The organism is Cupriavidus sp. OV096 (genome assembly GCF_900115455.1).
Lineage (GTDB): Bacteria > Pseudomonadota > Gammaproteobacteria > Burkholderiales > Burkholderiaceae > Cupriavidus.
Genome location: NZ_FOWM01000013.1, coordinates 144,619 through 161,411, shown reverse-complemented (window position 1 = coordinate 161,411; position 16,793 = coordinate 144,619). Strand labels below are relative to the sequence as shown.

The 16,793-nt window shown below is 67.4% G+C and carries 14 protein-coding genes; 8 read left to right on the top strand and 6 right to left on the bottom strand.

The features are described 5' to 3' along the window. Positions 1–22 precede the first annotated feature (22 nt). Positions 23–2,086: a putative bifunctional diguanylate cyclase/phosphodiesterase gene (locus tag BM115_RS23295; RefSeq protein WP_092299910.1), complete on the bottom strand. Its 2,064-nt coding sequence runs from the start codon at positions 2,084–2,086 to the stop codon at positions 23–25. Between the two features lie 384 nt (positions 2,087–2,470). Here BM115_RS23295 and BM115_RS23290 point away from each other — a divergent pair, with 384 nt between their 5' ends. Continuing rightward, entirely contained in the window at positions 2,471–2,653 is a 183-nt protein-coding gene (locus tag BM115_RS23290; protein ID WP_092299907.1) for a glycine zipper 2TM domain-containing protein, read from the top strand. Between the two features lie 351 nt (positions 2,654–3,004). On the opposite strand, the gene BM115_RS23285 is transcribed toward BM115_RS23290, so the two are convergent. Genes BM115_RS23285 through BM115_RS23275 form a run of 3 tightly spaced genes read right to left on the bottom strand, consistent with a single transcriptional unit; the run spans position 3,005 to position 5,637 of the window. Further along, positions 3,005–4,177 carry an acyl-CoA dehydrogenase family protein gene (locus BM115_RS23285; RefSeq protein WP_092299904.1) on the bottom strand — a complete coding sequence of 391 codons (1,173 nt, stop codon included), beginning with the start codon at positions 4,175–4,177 and terminating at the stop codon, positions 3,005–3,007. Positions 4,178–4,189: 12 nt separating this feature from the next. Next, complete coding sequence (locus BM115_RS23280; protein WP_092299902.1) at positions 4,190–5,182, bottom strand: Bug family tripartite tricarboxylate transporter substrate binding protein; 993 nt, start codon at positions 5,180–5,182, stop codon at positions 4,190–4,192. A gap of 41 nt (positions 5,183–5,223) precedes the next feature. Continuing rightward, entirely contained in the window at positions 5,224–5,637 is a 414-nt protein-coding gene (locus tag BM115_RS23275; protein ID WP_092299899.1) for a cupin domain-containing protein, read from the bottom strand. A 255-nt stretch (positions 5,638–5,892) separates the two neighbouring features. Between BM115_RS23275 and BM115_RS23270 the strand changes: the two genes are divergently transcribed. From BM115_RS23270 to BM115_RS23250, 5 genes are all read left to right on the top strand, one after another. After that, a complete protein-coding gene (locus BM115_RS23270; RefSeq protein ID WP_092299896.1) occupies positions 5,893–6,861 on the top strand; it encodes a tripartite tricarboxylate transporter substrate binding protein in 969 nt (322 codons plus the stop codon). Positions 6,862–6,881: 20 nt separating this feature from the next. Next, entirely contained in the window at positions 6,882–8,300 is a 1,419-nt protein-coding gene (gene leuC, locus BM115_RS23265) for a 3-isopropylmalate dehydratase large subunit (RefSeq protein ID WP_092299893.1), read from the top strand. After that, positions 8,293–8,937, top strand: a complete 645-nt coding sequence (gene leuD, locus BM115_RS23260; protein WP_092299890.1) for a 3-isopropylmalate dehydratase small subunit — start codon at positions 8,293–8,295, stop codon at positions 8,935–8,937. Before leuC ends, leuD begins: the two co-directional genes overlap by 8 nt. Before the next feature lie 352 nt (positions 8,938–9,289). Then, on the top strand, positions 9,290–11,569 hold the full coding sequence (locus BM115_RS23255) for a TonB-dependent receptor (RefSeq protein WP_092299983.1): 2,280 nt from the start codon (positions 9,290–9,292) through the stop codon (positions 11,567–11,569). Positions 11,570–11,616: 47 nt separating this feature from the next. After that, positions 11,617–12,303 carry a Fe2+-dependent dioxygenase gene (locus tag BM115_RS23250; RefSeq protein WP_092299887.1) on the top strand — a complete coding sequence of 229 codons (687 nt, stop codon included), beginning with the start codon at positions 11,617–11,619 and terminating at the stop codon, positions 12,301–12,303. Position 12,304: 1 nt separating this feature from the next. Here BM115_RS23250 and BM115_RS23245 read toward each other — a convergent pair whose 3' ends face one another. Together BM115_RS23245 and BM115_RS23240 are read right to left on the bottom strand one after the other, a co-directional pair. Beyond that, a complete protein-coding gene (locus BM115_RS23245; protein ID WP_092299884.1) occupies positions 12,305–13,411 on the bottom strand; it encodes a CaiB/BaiF CoA transferase family protein in 1,107 nt (368 codons plus the stop codon). Positions 13,412–13,429: 18 nt separating this feature from the next. Continuing rightward, complete coding sequence (locus BM115_RS23240; protein WP_092299881.1) at positions 13,430–14,674, bottom strand: CaiB/BaiF CoA transferase family protein; 1,245 nt, start codon at positions 14,672–14,674, stop codon at positions 13,430–13,432. A 132-nt stretch (positions 14,675–14,806) separates the two neighbouring features. On the opposite strand from BM115_RS23240, the gene BM115_RS23235 reads away from it, so the two are divergent. Both BM115_RS23235 and BM115_RS23230 read left to right on the top strand, forming a co-directional pair. After that, positions 14,807–15,637, top strand: coding sequence for an IclR family transcriptional regulator (locus tag BM115_RS23235; protein WP_255370952.1), 831 nt, complete (start codon positions 14,807–14,809; stop codon positions 15,635–15,637). An 87-nt stretch (positions 15,638–15,724) separates the two neighbouring features. After that, entirely contained in the window at positions 15,725–16,777 is a 1,053-nt protein-coding gene (locus tag BM115_RS23230) for a Bug family tripartite tricarboxylate transporter substrate binding protein (protein ID WP_092299875.1), read from the top strand. The last annotated feature ends 16 nt before the right edge of the window (positions 16,778–16,793 follow it).

Genomic DNA, 16,793 nt, shown 5'->3' with positions numbered 1-16,793 from the left:
CCTCCCTCCCGCGCAGGCGGCTTCAGCCCGCCTGCTCCACGCCGGGAAATTGCGACGCGGGCATCGGGCGGCCCAACAGGTAGCCTTGCAGCGCGTCGCAGCCCAGATCGGCAAGGAAGGTCCGCTGCGCGGCCGTTTCCACACCTTCCGCCACCACCTGCAGTTTCAGCGTGCGGCCCAGCGCCACGATGGCGGACACGATGGCCGCATCCTCCGTATCCTCCGCAAGATCCCGCACGAAGCCACGATCGATCTTCAGCTCGCTGGCCGGAATCCGCTTCAGGTGCAGCAGGCTCGAATACCCCGTACCGAAATCATCGATGGCGATGCGCACGCCCATGTCGTCCAGTTGCGTGAGGATGGCCAGGCTGGCCTCCACGTCGCGCATGGCCGTGGACTCCGTGATCTCCAGCGTCAGGCTGGCCGGCGGCACGCCGTGGCACGCCAGCGCCTCCCCTACCGACTCGACCATGCCGGCATGGCAGAACTGCAGCGCCGACAGGTTGACCGCCATCGACCAGCTCGTATGGCCCAGCGCGTGCCACTCGGCCAGTTGGCGGCACGCCTCGTCGAGCACCCAGGCGCCAATCGGCACGATGGCGCCGGTCTTCTCCGCCAGCGTGATGAACTGGTCCGGCATCAGCATGCCGTGCGCGGGATGGTTCCAGCGCAGCAGCGCCTCCGCGCCGACCAGCTCGCCGCCCGCCGCCGCGAACTTGGGCTGGTAGTGCAGCTGTAGCTGCCCGTGCTTGAGCGCGCCGCGCAGATCCTGAATCAGCGCCTGCTGGGTGCGCGCCTGGTGATTCATCGAGCGTTCGAAGAAGCAGTACGCGTTGCGGCCGGCGGCCTTGGCGTGATACATCGCCGCGTCCGCGTTGGACATCAGCGCGTCCTGGTCCTGCCCATCCGCCGGATGCAGGGCGATGCCGATGCTGCCCGAGACATGCAGCGCATGGCCGGCCACCTGCACGGTCTCGCGCAGCGCTTCCAGCAGCCCTTCGGCGATCACGCCGGCGTCCTCGGGTTCGTCGATGCGCACCAGCAACACGAATTCGTCGCCGCCCACACGCGAGATGGTGTCATCGGCGCGCACCGCCGAGCGCAGCCGCCGGGCGATTTCCACCAGCAGGCCGTCCCCCACGTGATGGCCGTAGGTATCGTTGACGCCCTTGAATCCGTCGAGATCGACGAACAGCACGGCAAAGCGCGCATGCTGGCTGGCGCCGGCCTGGATGGCCTGCGCGAAGCGGTCGTCCAGCAGCGCGCGGTTCGGCAGATGGGTGAGCTTGTCGTGCAGGGCGAGGAATTCGAGTTCCTTATTCGCCACGCCGAGCGCCTGTGCCAGCATGGCGGTGCGCATTTCCAGCCGCATGTCGAGGACCGACGTAATCAGCGCCACCGCCAGCACGCAGACCGTGACGACGAGGATGGGCAGCGCCAGCGAGCCGCTGTCCACGCCGTCCCGGGCCGCGCCGCACACGCTGCCGAGCGGAAACTGGGCCGCTGCCATGCCCGTGTAGTGCATGGCGGCGATGGCCCCGCCCATCACCACGGCGGCGCCGAGGCGCAACTGGTGGATGCGCGGCATGTTCCGGCGCAGCCGGAAGGCAATCCACAACGCCACGCCCGACGCCACCACCGCGATCCCAATCGACAGCACGAACAGCCACGGCACGTACTGGATGCCCGGCTGCATGCGCAGCGCGGCCATGCCGGTGTAGTGCATGCTGGCCACGGCGGCGCCGAGCACCAGCGCGCCCATCACCAGCCGGCGGCGAGGCAGGTGTTCCTGGCAGACCAGTTTCAGCGCGAAGGCCGAGGCGACGATGGCAATCAACAGCGAGCCCACCGTGATGGCGGGGTCGTAGCCCAGTGGAATCGGCAGCCGGAAGGCCAGCATGCCGACGAAATGCATCGACCAGATGCCCAGCCCCATGGCAACCGCGCCGCCGGCCAGCCACATATGGGCATAGCGTCCGCGCGCAGTGGCGATACGGCCGGCCAGGTCCAGCGCGGTATAGGACGCGAGGATGGCCACCAACAGGGAAAACAAGACGAGAAGCGCGTCGTAGCTCGGGGAAATCATGGTGGCGCGTGACGAAGCAGTGGCTTGGAGAGCCGGAATTCTGAGGGGTGGCGCCGCGCGAGCGTGCAATTCCCGTTATCAGTAAGGTTATCGGCGGATGGAGGCCAGACTTTAGCGGGATTGCGCTAGGCCCGCCTCCCCCGTTTTCCCTGCTTGCGCGCTGATATCCGACCTGTACCCGGCTTGCGCCCAGCTTGCCGAGGGCTTGACACGAGGCCGACCCTGCCCGCCCGCCGTCCGACAATTCCTACATCCCAATCGGCGCGCGCCGGAATGGCTGCGCCCAGCGCCCCGCCTATTCTTGAGTCGTGGCGGAAGCGCCGCATCGCAAATCTGCAAGACCTAGGCAATGCGACGCGACCCGCGGAATGCAGGAGAGCAACCATGTGGAAACGACTGGCTGGCGCGCTCGCGGTGGGCGCATGTTGTTGGGCCTTCTCGGGCTGCACGGCAACCGGCGCCGTCGCGGGCGGCGTCGTTGGACACGAAGCGACCAACGGCAGCGCGCTAGGCACCGTGGGTGGTGCCGTGGTGGGTGGCGTGATTGGCCACGAGCTTGGCAAGTAACGCTGCAAGTAACGGATTGATGAAGTAACGTTTTCCGCGGTCTGGATGGCGGGCAGGGTCGTCCAGGCTAGCGCGGCATATGCTTGAAGATGGGAAGGATATGCCGCCGCGCGCCGCGCCATGAGCATCGGCTGTTGTGTTTTTCAACGATGAGCGGACGTTTTCATCGCTGAAAGGCATCGCGGCACACAACGATGTCAGATCTCCCCGATCGTCATGGCGCGGCCGTGGGAAACCCTGCAATGAGAAAGCCCCGGCGCGTGTGCACCGGGGCTTTTTCTTTTCCTGCTTTTCTCGATACTGCCTTCGACACTGCTTTCGACACGCCTCTCGCGTTCCCGCGCGATAGGACTAGTACGACTTCGGCAACCCCAGCACCCGCTCGGCGATATGGCACATGATCAGTTGGGCGCTGACCGGCGCGATGCGCGGGATGTACGACTCACGCAGGTAACGCTCCACGTGGTATTCCCGCGCATAGCCCATGCCGCCCAGCGTCAGCACGGCGGTCTGGCACGCCTGGTGCGCGGCCTCGGCGGCCAGGTACTTGGCGGCGTTGGCCTCGGCGCCGCACGGCTTGCCGTTGTCGTAGAGCCAGGCGGCCTTCCACACCATCATGTCGGCGGCTTCCAGCGCCATCCACGCCTGCGCCAGCGGATGCTGGATGCCCTGGTTCTGGCCGATGGGCCGGCCGAATACGATGCGCTCGCGGGCGTAGCGGGTGGCGGCCTCCAGCGCAGCGCGGCCCAGTCCCACGGCTTCGGCGGCAATCAGGATGCGCTCCGGGTTCAGGCCATGGAGGATGTACTCGAAGCCCCTGCCCTCCTCGCCGATGCGGTCCGCCGCCGGCACCATCAGGCCGTCGATAAACAGCATGTTCGAGTCCACGGCGCCCCGGCCCATCTTGTCGATCTCGCGCACCTCGATGTGCTCGCGGTCCAGCGCCGTGTAGAACAGGCTCAGGCCCTGCGTGGGCTTGGCCACGGCCTCCAGCGGCGTGGTGCGCGCCAGCAGCAGCATGCGCGTGGCCACCTGCGCCGTGGAGATCCAGATCTTGCGGCCATCCACGCGATAGGCGCTGCCGTCCGCCGTGCGCACCGCCTGCGTCTTCAGGTGGGTGGTATCGAGCCCCGCGTCCGGCTCGGTCACGGCGAAGCAGGCCTTCTCCTGCCCGGCGATCAGCGGCGGCAGCGCGGCCGCCTGCTGGGCCTCGGTGCCGAACACCACCACCGGGTTCAGGCCGAACACGTTCATGTGGATGGCGGACGCGCCCGAGAATCCCGCCCCGGACGCCGACACGGTCTGCATGATCAGCGCCGCCTCGGTAATGCCCAGCCCCGCGCCGCCGTACTGCTCCGGCATGGCGATGCCGAGCCAGCCCGCGCCGGCCATCGCCTTGTGGAACGCCTCGGGAAACGCGTGGCGCTGGTCCAGCCCGGCCCAGTAATCGGGGCCGAAGTCGCTGCATAGCTGGCTGACGGCCTCGACGATGGCGTTCTGTTCAGGTGTCCTTTCGAAGTTCATCGGCGTCTCCCGTTATTCCGGCTGGATGCCGGCGTCCTTCACCAGCTTGGTCCACTTGACCAGCTCGCCCGCCACGAAGCCGGCGAACTGCTGCGGGGTCTGACCGAAGGCCTCGAAGCCCAGCGCCTCGAAGCGCGGCGCCACCTCCTTGCTCGACGCAATGCGCGACAGCTCGCGATTGACCCGCTCGACGATCGGCTGCGGCGTCTTGGCCGGCGCGAACACGCCGTTCCACGATGTGATGTCGAAGCCCTTCATCTCCGGCGTATCGGCAATCGGCGGCAGGTCCGGCAGCAGGCGGCTGCGCTGCGCGGTGGTCACGGCCAGCGCGCGCATCTTGCCGGCCTTCACGTTGGCGATGCCGGCGGCCACGTCGACGAACATCATCGGCACCTGGCCGGCAATCACGTCGGTCATGGCCGGCGGTGTGCTTTTATAAGGCACGTGCAGCAGGTCCAGCTTGGCCAGACGCGAGAACGTGGCGCCGGAGACGATGCCAGTGCTGTTGCCGCTGGCGTAGGACATGCCCGGATGCGCCTTGGCATAGGCAATCAACTCGCCCACCGTCTTCACCGGCAGCTTGGGATTGATCACCAGCATGAACGGCAGGTTGCCCATGCGGCCGACCGGCGTGAAGTCCTTGATCGGGTCGTAGGGCAGCTTCTTCATCAGCGACGGATTGGCCGAATGCGTGGTGTTGGTGGTCATGAACAGCGTGTAGCCGTCCGGGGCCGCCTGCGCCACCAGCTCCGCCGCGATGGCGCCATTGGCGCCGGGGCGATTGTCGACCACCACGTTCTGGCCGAGCGCATCGCCCAACTCCTTGGCCGTGATGCGCGCCACGGCATCGGTGCCACTGCCGGCCGCAAACGGCACGACGAGGCGGATCGGGCGGCTAGGCCAGTTATCGGCAGCCTGGACGGCGGGGGCAAACGACAGCGTTGCCAGCGCGGGCAACGCCACGATGGCGGCGGCAAGCACGCGCCGCGCACGGAAAGTCGGCATGGAGGTCTCCTCGGGTTCTTATATAGGCAGGCGGCGCGGATTCAGGCGGGACGGATGACGCGGTCCGGCGATTCCTCGTAAGGCGGGGCGTAGACCACGAGCAGCTTGACGGGCTCGTCGCTGATCACCGTGAAGACGTGCATCGCTTCGGCGGGAAAGAAGCAGCAGTCCCCGGGGCCCAGTTCCTGGGACTGTCCGTTGACTTCGGCGCGCGCACGGCCTTCCAGCACATAGCAGACCTGTTCGATGCCCGGGTGCGCGTGGGGCAGCGCGCCCTTGCCGCGTTCGATGGTGCCGTGGATGACTTCGAGTTGGGTGGCGCCGACGTTCTCGCGCCCGATGATGCGGCGGTTCAGCGTGCCGACGTGATTGGCGGGGTGGTAGCCGGCAACGTCCTCGGTGCGGACGAAATACACCGGCCCCGATGCGGGTGATGCGGGTGATGCTTGAGTCATAAAGGGCTTGTCTCCAACAGGGAATGACATCGGTCGCCGCGTGGCATCACGGGCGTCTCTTTTCATGTTTGTGAAACTGATTTTATGCCCATGAAAAACGAAGTCAACTAGGGGATGGCCCTTGGGTGTGGCGCGGGTGCACAGCGCATTCATGAAATTGAGGCACGAATGAAGTGCATCGACCGAAATTATGTCTCCGCAGGCAAATGCTAGGATGCCAGCCATAACGACACCTATCCAAAAGGAGACAACCCCATGAAACTCAGCCATCTCGCCTGCACTGCCTTGCTCGCCTGCACCGCCGTCGTGGGTACGGCTTCGGCCCAGTCCTACCCGCAACGCCCGGTTCGCCTGATCGTGCCCTACGCGCCCGGCGGCAGCGCCGACATCGCCGCGCGCCTGATCTCGGAAGCCTGGTCGAAGAGCTTCGGCGGCACCCTCGTGGTGGAGAACCGCGCCGGTGCGGGCGGCAATATCGGCGTGGATGCCGTCGCCAAGTCGCCGGCGGATGGCTACACCATCGGCCTGCAAACCGTCTCGCTGGCCATCAACCCGGGCCTGTTCCCGCGCATGCCGTATGACACGCTGAAGGATCTGGCCCCGATCGGCATGGTGGCCAGCTCGCAGCACGTGCTGGTGGTCAACAACAAGGTGCCGGCCAAGAATCTGCAGGAACTGATTGCGCTGGCCAAGGCGTCGCCGGGCAAGCTGACCTACGGCTCCGCCGGCAATGGCAGCACCTTCCATATGTCGGCGGAACTGTTCAAGTCCGTCGCCAATGTGTCGATCGTCCACGTGCCCTATCGCGGCGGCGGCCCGGCCCTGGTGGACACCATCGCCGGACAGGTCGACATGAGCTTCCCGGTGATTTCCGCCGCCCAGCAGCACGTGCAGGGCGGCAAGCTGACCGCGCTGGCGGTGACCGGCGCCAAGCGCTCGGCCCTGCTGCCGAATGTGCCGACCGCCGCCGAAGCCGGCCTGCCCGACTACCAGTTCGAGACGTGGTTCATGGTCTTCGCCCCGACCGGCACGCCCAAGCCCATCATCGACAAGCTCAATGCCTCGCTGAACAGCGCGCTGGCCGCGCAGGCCACCAAGGAGCGCATGGTCAAGGAGGGTTTCGAGCCCACCCCGACCACGCCGGAAGCCGCCCGCCAGCGCCTAGAGCGCGAAATGCCGATGTGGGCCAAATTGATCAAGCAGCGCGGCATCACCGCCGAATGACCGAAGCAGAGAACGTAGCGATGACTTCCCGAACCCTATACAACAAGCTGGTGGACTCCCACACCGTCGCCCGGATCGATGAGGACAACGTCCTCCTGTTCTGCGACCTGCATCTGATGAACGAGTACACCAGCCCGCAGGCCTTTGCCGGCCTGCACGAGCAAGGGCGCGGCGTGCTGGTCCCGGGGCAGAATGTCTCGGTCGTCAGTCATATCATCCCGACCCATCCCACGGTGATCCGCGTGATTGCGGACCCGGCGTCGGCGCTACAGGCGACCAACCTGCGCGATAACTGCACCCGCCACGCGATTCCGCTGTTCGACACCAATGACCGCCTGCAGGGCATCGAGCACGTGGTGGCGCCCGAGCACGGCATGATCCGGCCCGGCATGGTGGTGATCTGCGGCGACAGCCACACCACCACCTATGGGGCGCTGGGGGCGCTGGGCTTTGGCATCGGCACGTCCGAGGTCGAGCATGTGCTGGCCACCCAGACGCTGGTCTACCGGATGGCGAAGACCATGCGCATCCGCGTGGACGGCAAGCTGCCGGTGGGCACCACGGCCAAGGACCTGATCCTCAAGATCATCGCCCGCATCGGCGCGCAGGGCGCGCGCGGCTACGTGGTGGAGTACTGCGGCACCGCGATTCGTGACCTGAGCATCGAGGCGCGCTTCACGCTGTGCAATATGACCGTGGAAGCCGCCGCGCGCGGCGCGCTGATCGCCCCGGACGACGCCGCCATCGACTACGTGCTGCGCCGAGCAGCCGATATGGACGAGGCGCAGCGCATCGCCGCCCGCCAGTACTGGGAAACGCTGAAAAGCGACGCCGACGCCACCTTCGACATGGAGTACGTGTTCGATGCCAGCGACATCGAGCCCTACGTCACCTGGGGTACCAGCCCGGACCAGGCGCTGCCGGTATCTGGCCACATCCCCTTCCCCGAAGACCAGATGGACGATGCCGAGCAGCGCTCGGTGGCACGCGCCCTGGCCTACACCCACCTGACGTCTGGCGCGACGCTGGAAGGCACGCCGATCCAGCACGTGTTCATCGGCTCCTGCACCAATGGCCGCATCGAGGACCTGCGCGCGGTGGCCAGCGTGGTACGCGGCAAGCACGTGGCGCAAGGCGTGCGGGCGATGGTCGTGCCGGGCTCCGGCACGGTGAAGGCGCAGGCCGAACGCGAGGGGCTGGCCGACATCCTGACCGCCGCCGGCTTCGAATGGCGCCAGCCGGGCTGCTCGATGTGCCTGGCGATGAATGACGATGTGCTGGCCGACGGCGTGCGCTGCGCCTCCACGACCAACCGCAACTTCGAAGGCCGCCAGGGGCGCGGCGCCATCACCCACCTGATGAGCCCGGCCATGGCCGCCGCCGCCGCCATCACCGGCACGATTACCGATGTCCGCAAGCTGGAGCTTTCCCATGTCTGATTTCGCACACCTTACCGGCAAGGGCGCAGCCATCCGGTTCGAGAACCTCGACACGGACCAGATCATCCCCAAGCAGTTCCTGCGCGGCATCGACAAGGCCGGCCTGGCCCAGGGCGTGCTCTACGACCACCGCTTCGACGCCGCCGGCCAGCCGCGCCCCGATTTCGTGCTGAACCGGCCCGAATACGCCGGCACCCGCATCCTGGTGGGCGGCGCCAACTTCGGCTGCGGTTCCAGCCGCGAGCACGCGGTGTGGGGGCTCCAGCAGTTCGGCGTGCAGGCGGTGATCGCGCCGAGCTTCGGCGAGATCTTCTACTCGAACGCGATGAACAATCGCCTGCTGCTGGTGATGCTGCCCCGGGACGTGATCGAGCAGTTGATGAACGATGTCGATGCCGACAGCGACAACGTCATCACCATCGACGTCGACGCCATGCGGGTGCGCACCCCGGCTGGCGAATACCCGTTCGAACTGTCCGCGCGGCACCGCCGCATGTTCCTGGAGGGGCTGGACATGATCGGCCTGTCCCTGAAGCAGCGCGGCGAGATCGAGCAGTTTGCCGCGCGCTACTGGTCGGCATTCCCCTGGACCAAGGACGTCGCCCGGCGCACCCGGGATCGCCTCTCCGAGGTCTGAAATAAAAATCTTTCGGATGAGTGCCACCCAAACGGGTGGAACCTGTCTGCATACGGCCCGTGATGAACGGGCCGTTTTGCATTTCGGAATCGATATGGGGACCAGGCAAGCGGCACCATAAGCGCCGCTTTCACCATTTTCCACGCCGCTAATGTATTAATACGGAGACAATCTCGATACTTTCACCGTGTCTGTGTCGGGCCAGCAACGCAAATTGCAATGGGAATTGTTCGCATTTATATTCCGCCAGCCCGCCAGATAGATGCCCCTCCCGCAGCCGAACCCCGCGCAATCGCGCCCGGCGGCTGAGGACGGATCGGGCCCGACCGCGGAGGAGCGAATGGACCTGACAATGATTCGCCGTACCCCCGTGGCCACCGCACTTGTGGCCCTGTTCGCCGCCCCCGCCGCCCCCGCTGCGTTCGCGCAGCAGGCCCCCACGCCTCCGGCCGCCACGGCCGCCCCAGCCGCCCCTGCTGCCACCGAAAGCGCGCCGACCACGCTGCGCGAAGTCACGGTCCAGGGCTCGGCGGCGCGCGACGACTTCAATGCGTCCGGCAGCCAGCTGTCCAAGCTGCCCGCCGACCTGCGCGACGTGCCCCAGTCCGTCACCATCGTGAACCAGGCGCTGATGCAATCGCAGGGCGTCAGCTCCCTGACCGACGCGCTGCGCAACGTCCCCGGCATCACCATCGGCGGCGCGGAAGGCGGCCAGATCGGCAACAACATCAACCTGAACGGCTTTTCGGCGCGCACCGACATCTACCTCGATGGCTTCCGCGACCGTGGCCAGTACTACCGCGACACCTTCGCGCTGGATCAGGTGGAAGTGCTGATGGGCCCCTCTTCGATGCTGTTCGGGCGCGGCTCCACCGGCGGCGTGATCAACCAGGTCACCAAGAAGCCGTCCCTGAAGGCCGCCACCGAGGTCAGCGGCTCCGTCACCACCAACGGCCTGGTGCGTGCCACCGCTGACGTGAACACCCCTACCGGCGACACCTCGGCCTTCCGCATTTCGGCGATGGCGCAGGACGGCAAGCCGAGCACGCGCGACGAGATGACCGTGCAGGACTTCGGCATCGCGCCGTCGTGGCGCTATGGCATCGGCACGTCCACCCAGATCACGCTGTCCGCGCTGCTCCAGCACAACGAGGACATGCCCGATTACGGCCTGCCGGCCATCAACGGCCATCCGGTGAAGGTGGACCGGGACACGTTCTACGGCTTCAACAACGACCACACGCGGCAGAACATCGCCTCGCTGTCGGCGGGCATCGACCACAAGTTCTCGCCCAACCTGCGCCTGCGCAACCAGACCGCGTTCAACTACGTGGAAACGGACGCCCGCGAGACCGCGCCGAACGCCGTCGGCTCCATCAACGCGGCGGGCGCCTTCACCGCGCTGACCACCACCAACCTGCCGCTGTCGCAGCTCTACGTGCGCCAGCAGAGCCACGACCGCAACATCCGCGACTACTCGATCTTCAACCAGACCGAGCTGACCGCCACCTTCGAAACTGGGTCGATCAAGCACACGCTGCTCACGGGCGTGGAACTGGGCCACGACGGCTACAACAACCAGAACTACTACCGGAACGGCAGCTGCGGCAGCACGCCGCTGAACCCGCCGGCCACCGCCACGGCTGCCGCCGGCACCTCGGGCTTCGTGGCCTGCACGCCGGTGGTCGATCCGGTGTACCGGGACTCCCCGGGCAACGTGCCGACCGCCACCGGCAACCTGCAGGGCGGCTCGGCCAACACCGTCGCCGTGTACGCCAACGACGCCATCGAATTCACAAAACAGTGGAAGGCGGTGGCGGGCCTGCGCTATGACCGCTACATCGCCAGCATCAGCAACTCGGTGAACGCCACCAACACACGGGGCAACACGGCGCTGGCCAACGCCGACCAGACCGTCAACTTCACCAGCGTGCGGCTGGGCGGCATCTGGCAGCCTACGGAGCAGCAGTCGTACTACCTCTCGTATGGCACGTCGTTCAACCCGTCGCTGGAGCAACTGGTGGGCACGGTGGGCCAGCAGTCGCTGGACCCCGAGAAGAACAAGTCCTACGAGGCCGGCGGCAAGTGGGACCTGCTGAACGGCAACCTCTCGGTCACCTCGGCCCTCTTCCGCATCACCAAGGACAACGCGCGCAGCCAGATCGACGCCACCACCTACGCGCTGGCCGGCAAGATCCAGGTGGACGGCTTCCGCGCCGGCGTCACCGGCCGCATCACGCCGAAGTGGCAGGTCTTTGCCGGCTACACCTACCTCGACGCCGAGATCAAGAACGGCATCGCGGCGGGCACGCAGGGCAAGGTGCCGACCAACACGCCCAAGCACACCGCCACGGCATGGACCAGCTACGCCGTGCTGCCAAGCTGGGAAGTGGGCGGCGGCGCGTTCTATATGTCCGAGCGCTACGCCAACAACACCAACACCGTGCAGGTGGGCGGCTTCGTGCGCTGGGACGGCATGATCGCCTTCCACCAGCCGAAGTACGATGTGCGCCTGAATCTCTTCAACATCTTCGACAAGAAGTATTACGATGCGCTGATTCAGTCGGATGGCGGCCGGTCGGTGCCGGGCACGGGCCGTACCGCCATGCTGTCGCTCACCTATCGCATGTAAACGCCGGCGGGGCCGCCCTGCCGGCGGCCTTCGCCAGGATTCCAGCCATGCTCGTCTGCATTCCCCGGGTACTCGACGCCGAACAGCTCGCGGTACTGGTCGCCCAACTCGAACACGCCGGCGATGCCTGGGTGGATGGCCGCGTCACGGCCGGCTACTCCGGCGCACCGGTCAAGTTCAACCAGCAGATCGACGAACGCGCCGAGGTGGCGGCCCAGTGCCAGCACCTGATCCTGAGCGCGCTGGAGCGCAACCCGCTGTTCATCAGCGCGGCGCTGCCCAACCTCGTCTATCCGCCGATGTTCAACCGCTACAGCGAGGGCATGACCTTCGGCGCCCATGTGGATGGCAGCGTGCGCATCGACCCGCACAGCGGGCGCAAGCTGCGCACGGACATCTCGGCCACGCTGTTCCTCTCGGACCCGGCCAGCTACGACGGCGGCGAACTCCAGGTGGAAGACACCTACGGCCTGCACAAGGTCAAGCTGGCCGCCGGCGACATGGTGATCTACCCGGCCACCAGCCTGCATCAGGTCACGCCCATCACGCGCGGCACCCGGCTGGCCAGCTTTTTCTGGATCCAGAGCCTGGTGCGCGACGATGGCCAGCGCGCGCTGCTGTTCGACATGGACAACGCCATCCAGACCCTGAACCAGACCAACGCCGACGAACGCGCCCGGCGCAGCCTGGTGGGCTGCTATCACAACCTGCTGCGGCAGTGGAGCGAGACCTGAGCTAGCGCGGATCGGCGGCGAGCCACGGGCTGCCCCGCTCCAGTCCGGCCCGGACTTCGTCGGCATGCTCGCCAATGGCAGGAATACGCCCGACCTGCCGCACCGCGCCGTCGAAGCGCGGCGCCGGGGCAGTCTGCAGGAAACCATCCGCCTCCACATAGACCCCTCGCGCCACGTTATGGGGATGGGCGGCGGCCTCCGCCGGGCTCAGTACCGGCGCAAAGCACACGTCGGTGCCCTCCAGCCGGCGGCACCAGCCTTCCCGGGTATCCGTGGCGAACACCTCGGCCAGATGCCGGTGGAGTTCCGGCCAGGCCTCGCGCTGCCACTGCCGGGCGAAGCGCGGGTCATCGGCCAGCCCCAGCGCCTGCACCAGCAAGCCGTAGAACTGCGGCTCGATGGCGCCCACGGTGATGAACTGGCCATCCGCGCAGCGATAGGTGGCGTAGAAGTGCGAACTGTCGTGGAGATTGCGCCCGCGCTCGCCGTGGATATAGCCCTTGGCCGTGGCCCCCAGCAGCAGTTGCAGCATGTGCGCCGAACCATCGACGATGGCGGCATCGACCACCGTGCCGACGCCCGTGCCCCGCGCGCGCAGGATGCCGGACAGCAGGCCCACGGCGAGGTACAAGGCTCCACCGCCCACGTCCCCGGTCACGGCGAAAGCGGTCGAGGGCGGCGTCTCCGGTGCACCGTTGTAATAGAGCGCGCCGGACAGCGCGGTGTAGTTGTTGTCGTGGCCGGCCACCTGCGCCATCGGGCCGGTCTGGCCCCAGCCGGTCATCCGGCCATAGACCAGCCGGGGGTTACGCGCCATGCACACCTCTGGCCCGAGCCCCAGCCGCTCCATCACGCCGGGCCGCATGCCTTCGATCAGCGCGTCCGCGTCCGCGATCAGGTCCAGCACCAGCGTGCGGCCTTCCGGCGTCTTCAGGTCGGCCATCACCGAGCGCTTGCCCCGGTTGACCAGCTTGCGCGGCTGCCCCGACGCGCCATCGTCAGGCCGTTCCACGGCTATCACATCGGCGCCGAGGTCGGCCAGATGCATCGCACAGAACGGCCCCGGGCCGAGCCCGCTGATTTCCACGATCCGCACGCCTTCCAGCATGGCTGCTCCTGACATCGCTCAAACGACTCCGGCCGACTTCAGCGCCGCAAGATCCGCAGCGGTGACCCCGATCGCGCCATAGACCGCCGCGTTGTGCTCGCCCGTGGCCGGACCACTGCGCGGCGGCGACGGCTGGTAGCCGGAGAAGCGCGGCACCACGCACGGCGCCGGAATCGTGCCGAGGTCGGCGTCTTCGAGCCGGACGATGGCCTCGCGCGCCTGCAGGTGGGGATCGTCGATCACATCGACAATGGTGAAGACCTTGCTGAACGGCACCTCGTGCGCCTTCAGCGCGGTGGCGATGGCGTCATAGGACTGCGCGGCGAACCAGGCCACGATCAGGTCGTCGAGCGGGCCGATATTGCGGATGCGGTCCGGGTTGCGGCGATAGTCGACGGACTCCGCCAGATCGGGCCGTTCCATGGCCTTGGCCAGCCGCCGGAACGTGACGTCCGACGAGGCCACCAGCGAGACCCACTGGTTGTCCGCCGTGCGATACATATTCGACGGCGCGGTGTAGGTCGCCCGGTTGCCGGAGCGCCCGCGCACCTGCCCAAGTTGCTCGTACTCCACCGCCAGCGGCTCCAGCAGGCGCAGCAGCGCCTCGGTGGCGGACAGGTCGATCTCCCGCCCCGGGCCCTCGGGCGCGCCGCGCGCCTCGGCAATCGCCGTGGCAATCGAGAACGCGCCGAACAGCCCCGCCACCATGTCCCCGATCGGATAGTTCATGTGCATCGGCCCGCCGGCGGCCTCGCCGCACAGGTTGGTGAAGCCGCTCATCGCCTCGAAGATCCGCGCGAAGCCGGGGTTGGCGGCATACGGGCCGGTCTGGCCGAAGCCGGTCAGGCGCAGCACGGTCAGGCGCGGATTGGCGCGATGCAGGGTGGCGATATCCAGACCCCATCGATCCAGCGTGCCGGTGCGGAAGTTCTCCACCAGCACATCGAACTCCGGCAGCAGGCGCAGGAACAGCGCCCGGCCTTCCGGCGTGCGGACATCGAGCGAAATACCCTGCTTGCCGCGATTGGTGACCTTCCAGTACAGCGACAGGTCGTCCTTTACCGGCGCCAGGCCGCGCAGCGGGTCGCTGCCGTCCGGCAGTTCCAGCTTGACCACCTCCGCGCCCATGTCGCCGCACAGCGTGGCGGAGAACGGCGCGGCCACCACGGTGGCCATGTCCAGGATGCGCACGCCGCGCAGCGGGCCGCCTTGGGGCGAGTCGGAGGGGGTCCGCTGTGCGGAATTGCATTCGGAGGGGTGCATGTCGTCGCCAGGTAGAAAGGGAAAAAGCACGGTGAGACGAGGGTGGTCCCGCCAGACCCGCCTTGCAAGCAGGGTTTCGCACAGCGAAACCGTTCCGGTTCATCATTGACTCCCCGACCTGCGGAAACCAACATGAATCCACCCCAGCGCCCCCCCGCCATGGACCCAAACACGATTTCCGGCCTGGCCAGCGCCGACGAGCTGGCCCACGACAGACAGTTCGCCACCAACCTGGCGCGCGGCGTGGAAGTGCTGCGTGCCTTCACCCCGGCCCGGCCGATCCTGGGCAACCAGGATCTCGTGGTCAGCACCGGGCTGCCGAAGGCCACGGTGTCGCGACTGACCTACACCTTGTGCCTGCTGGGCTTCCTGAGCCGGGTGCCCGGCACGCAGAAATACCGGCTCGGTTCGGGCGTGCTGGCGCTGGCGTACCCGATGCTCGCCGCGCTGCCGATCCGCCAGGTGGCCCGCCCCTACATGGAGGCCATCGCGCGGGAAACCGGCTGCACGGTGAACCTCGGCATGCGGGACCGGCTGACCGTGGTGTACGTGGATAGCTGCCGGCTGGACCCGACCAACGTGTACCAGCCGGACATCGGCAGCACCCGGCCGGTGCTGTCCACGTCGATTGGCCGCGCGCTGCTGCTCGGGTGCAGCGCGGAGGAGCGCACGGCGGTGCTGAACCGGCTGCGCGTGGAAGACCCGGAGCGGTTCCGCGTGGAGAAGCCAATGTGGACGGCCGAGCAGCAGCACTTTCCCGCGCGCGGCTTCTGCCTGAGCCCGGGCGAGTGGCGGGCGGAGATCCACGCGATTGCCGCGCCGATCCGCATGCCGAAGCAGGAGCCGTTTGCCTTGAACTGTTCGATCTCGGCCTTGCGCGACAAGGACGGGTATCTGGAGCGGGAAGTCGCCCCGAAGCTGCTGGAAGCCGTGCGGCAAATCGAATTCGGCCTGATGCGATAGCGAACCCGCCATCGCGCACAGGCCACCCGGACGGCCCGCAGAGGCCGCCGGACCCATCGTGGACCATCGTCAAATACGGAGACAACCATGTCTGGCATGAAGAATCTGGCCCGCTCGCGTCGCGGGTGGCTCACTGGCGCGCTGCTGATGGCAGCCTCACCGGCCCTCTGGTCAGCGGCCGCTCAGGCAGCGGACAAGGCAGCGGATAAGGCAGCGGATAAGGCCAACGAGAGCGCGGCGCGCTTCCCGGACCATCCGATCCGGATCATCGTGCCCTTCTCCGCCGGCGGCGTGGTGGATTCCGTAACGCGCGTGGTGGCGGAGCGGATGTCGAAGACGCTGGGCCAGCCGGTCATCGTCGAGAACAAGTCCGGCGCCGGCGGCGCCATCGGCACGGACAGCGTGGCCCGCTCCACGCCGGACGGATACACCCTGCTCGCGGTCAGCCCCAGCCACGCGGTGGCCCCGCTGCTCAACGCCAGCATCACCTGGAACGCCGAGCGCGATTTCCGCGCCATCGGCGGCTTCGGCATGATTCCCAACGTGATCGCCGTGCCGGCCAACTCCAGCGCGCAGACGCTCAAGGCGCTGCTCGACGATGCCCGCGCCCACCCGGACAAGCTGACCTATGCCAGCGCCGGCGTCGGCACCTCCAACCACCTGGCGGGCGCGCTGCTGGCGCAGAGCGCCGGGGTGCAGATCACCCACGTGCCCTACAAGGGCCAGCCGGAGGCGCTGACGGACCTGCTCGGCGGCCGGGTGTCGATGATGCCGCTGACGGTGGCCATCGCCCAGTCGCACGTCAAGAGCGGCAAGCTGCGCGCGCTGGCCGTAACGTCCACCAAGCGCTACCCCGGCATGCCGGACGTGCCCACGGTGGCCGAGGCAGCCAACCTGCCCGGCTACGAGGCCGGCGGCTGGTTCGGGCTCGTGGCGCCGCGCAAGACGCCGGACGCCGTGGTGCGCAAGCTGGCCGATGCCGTGGCCCAGGCCGTGGCCGCGCCGGATGTGGCCAGCCGGCTCCAGGACCTCGGCATGGACGTGACCCCGCAGACCGCCCCCGCCTTCGACAAATACGTCGATGCCGAATCGCGCAAGTGGGCCCGTGTGCTCAAGGCGTCCGGCATCACCGCCCAATAATCCTTTCCCGAGAGGC

Excerpts from the sequence above, each read along its gene's own strand:
- BM115_RS23240 (WP_092299881.1), bottom strand. The coding sequence starts at position 14,674 with ATGCACCCCTCCGAATGCAATTCCGCACAGCGGACCCCCTCCGACTCG.
- BM115_RS23245 (WP_092299884.1), bottom strand. The coding sequence starts at position 13,411 with ATGCTGGAAGGCGTGCGGATCGTGGAAATCAGCGGGCTCGGCCCGGGG.
- leuD (WP_092299890.1), top strand. The coding sequence starts at position 8,293 with ATGTCTGATTTCGCACACCTTACCGGCAAGGGCGCAGCCATCCGGTTC.
- BM115_RS23295 (WP_092299910.1), bottom strand. The coding sequence starts at position 2,086 with ATGATTTCCCCGAGCTACGACGCGCTTCTCGTCTTGTTTTCCCTGTTG.
- BM115_RS23270 (WP_092299896.1), top strand. The coding sequence starts at position 5,893 with ATGAAACTCAGCCATCTCGCCTGCACTGCCTTGCTCGCCTGCACCGCC.
- leuC (WP_092299893.1), top strand. The coding sequence starts at position 6,882 with ATGACTTCCCGAACCCTATACAACAAGCTGGTGGACTCCCACACCGTC.
- BM115_RS23250 (WP_092299887.1), top strand. The coding sequence starts at position 11,617 with ATGCTCGTCTGCATTCCCCGGGTACTCGACGCCGAACAGCTCGCGGTA.
- BM115_RS23235 (WP_255370952.1), top strand. The coding sequence starts at position 14,807 with ATGAATCCACCCCAGCGCCCCCCCGCCATGGACCCAAACACGATTTCC.
- BM115_RS23255 (WP_092299983.1), top strand. The coding sequence starts at position 9,290 with ATGATTCGCCGTACCCCCGTGGCCACCGCACTTGTGGCCCTGTTCGCC.
- BM115_RS23275 (WP_092299899.1), bottom strand. The coding sequence starts at position 5,637 with ATGACTCAAGCATCACCCGCATCACCCGCATCGGGGCCGGTGTATTTC.
- BM115_RS23280 (WP_092299902.1), bottom strand. The coding sequence starts at position 5,182 with ATGCCGACTTTCCGTGCGCGGCGCGTGCTTGCCGCCGCCATCGTGGCG.
- BM115_RS23290 (WP_092299907.1), top strand. The coding sequence starts at position 2,471 with ATGTGGAAACGACTGGCTGGCGCGCTCGCGGTGGGCGCATGTTGTTGG.
- BM115_RS23285 (WP_092299904.1), bottom strand. The coding sequence starts at position 4,177 with ATGAACTTCGAAAGGACACCTGAACAGAACGCCATCGTCGAGGCCGTC.
- BM115_RS23230 (WP_092299875.1), top strand. The coding sequence starts at position 15,725 with ATGTCTGGCATGAAGAATCTGGCCCGCTCGCGTCGCGGGTGGCTCACT.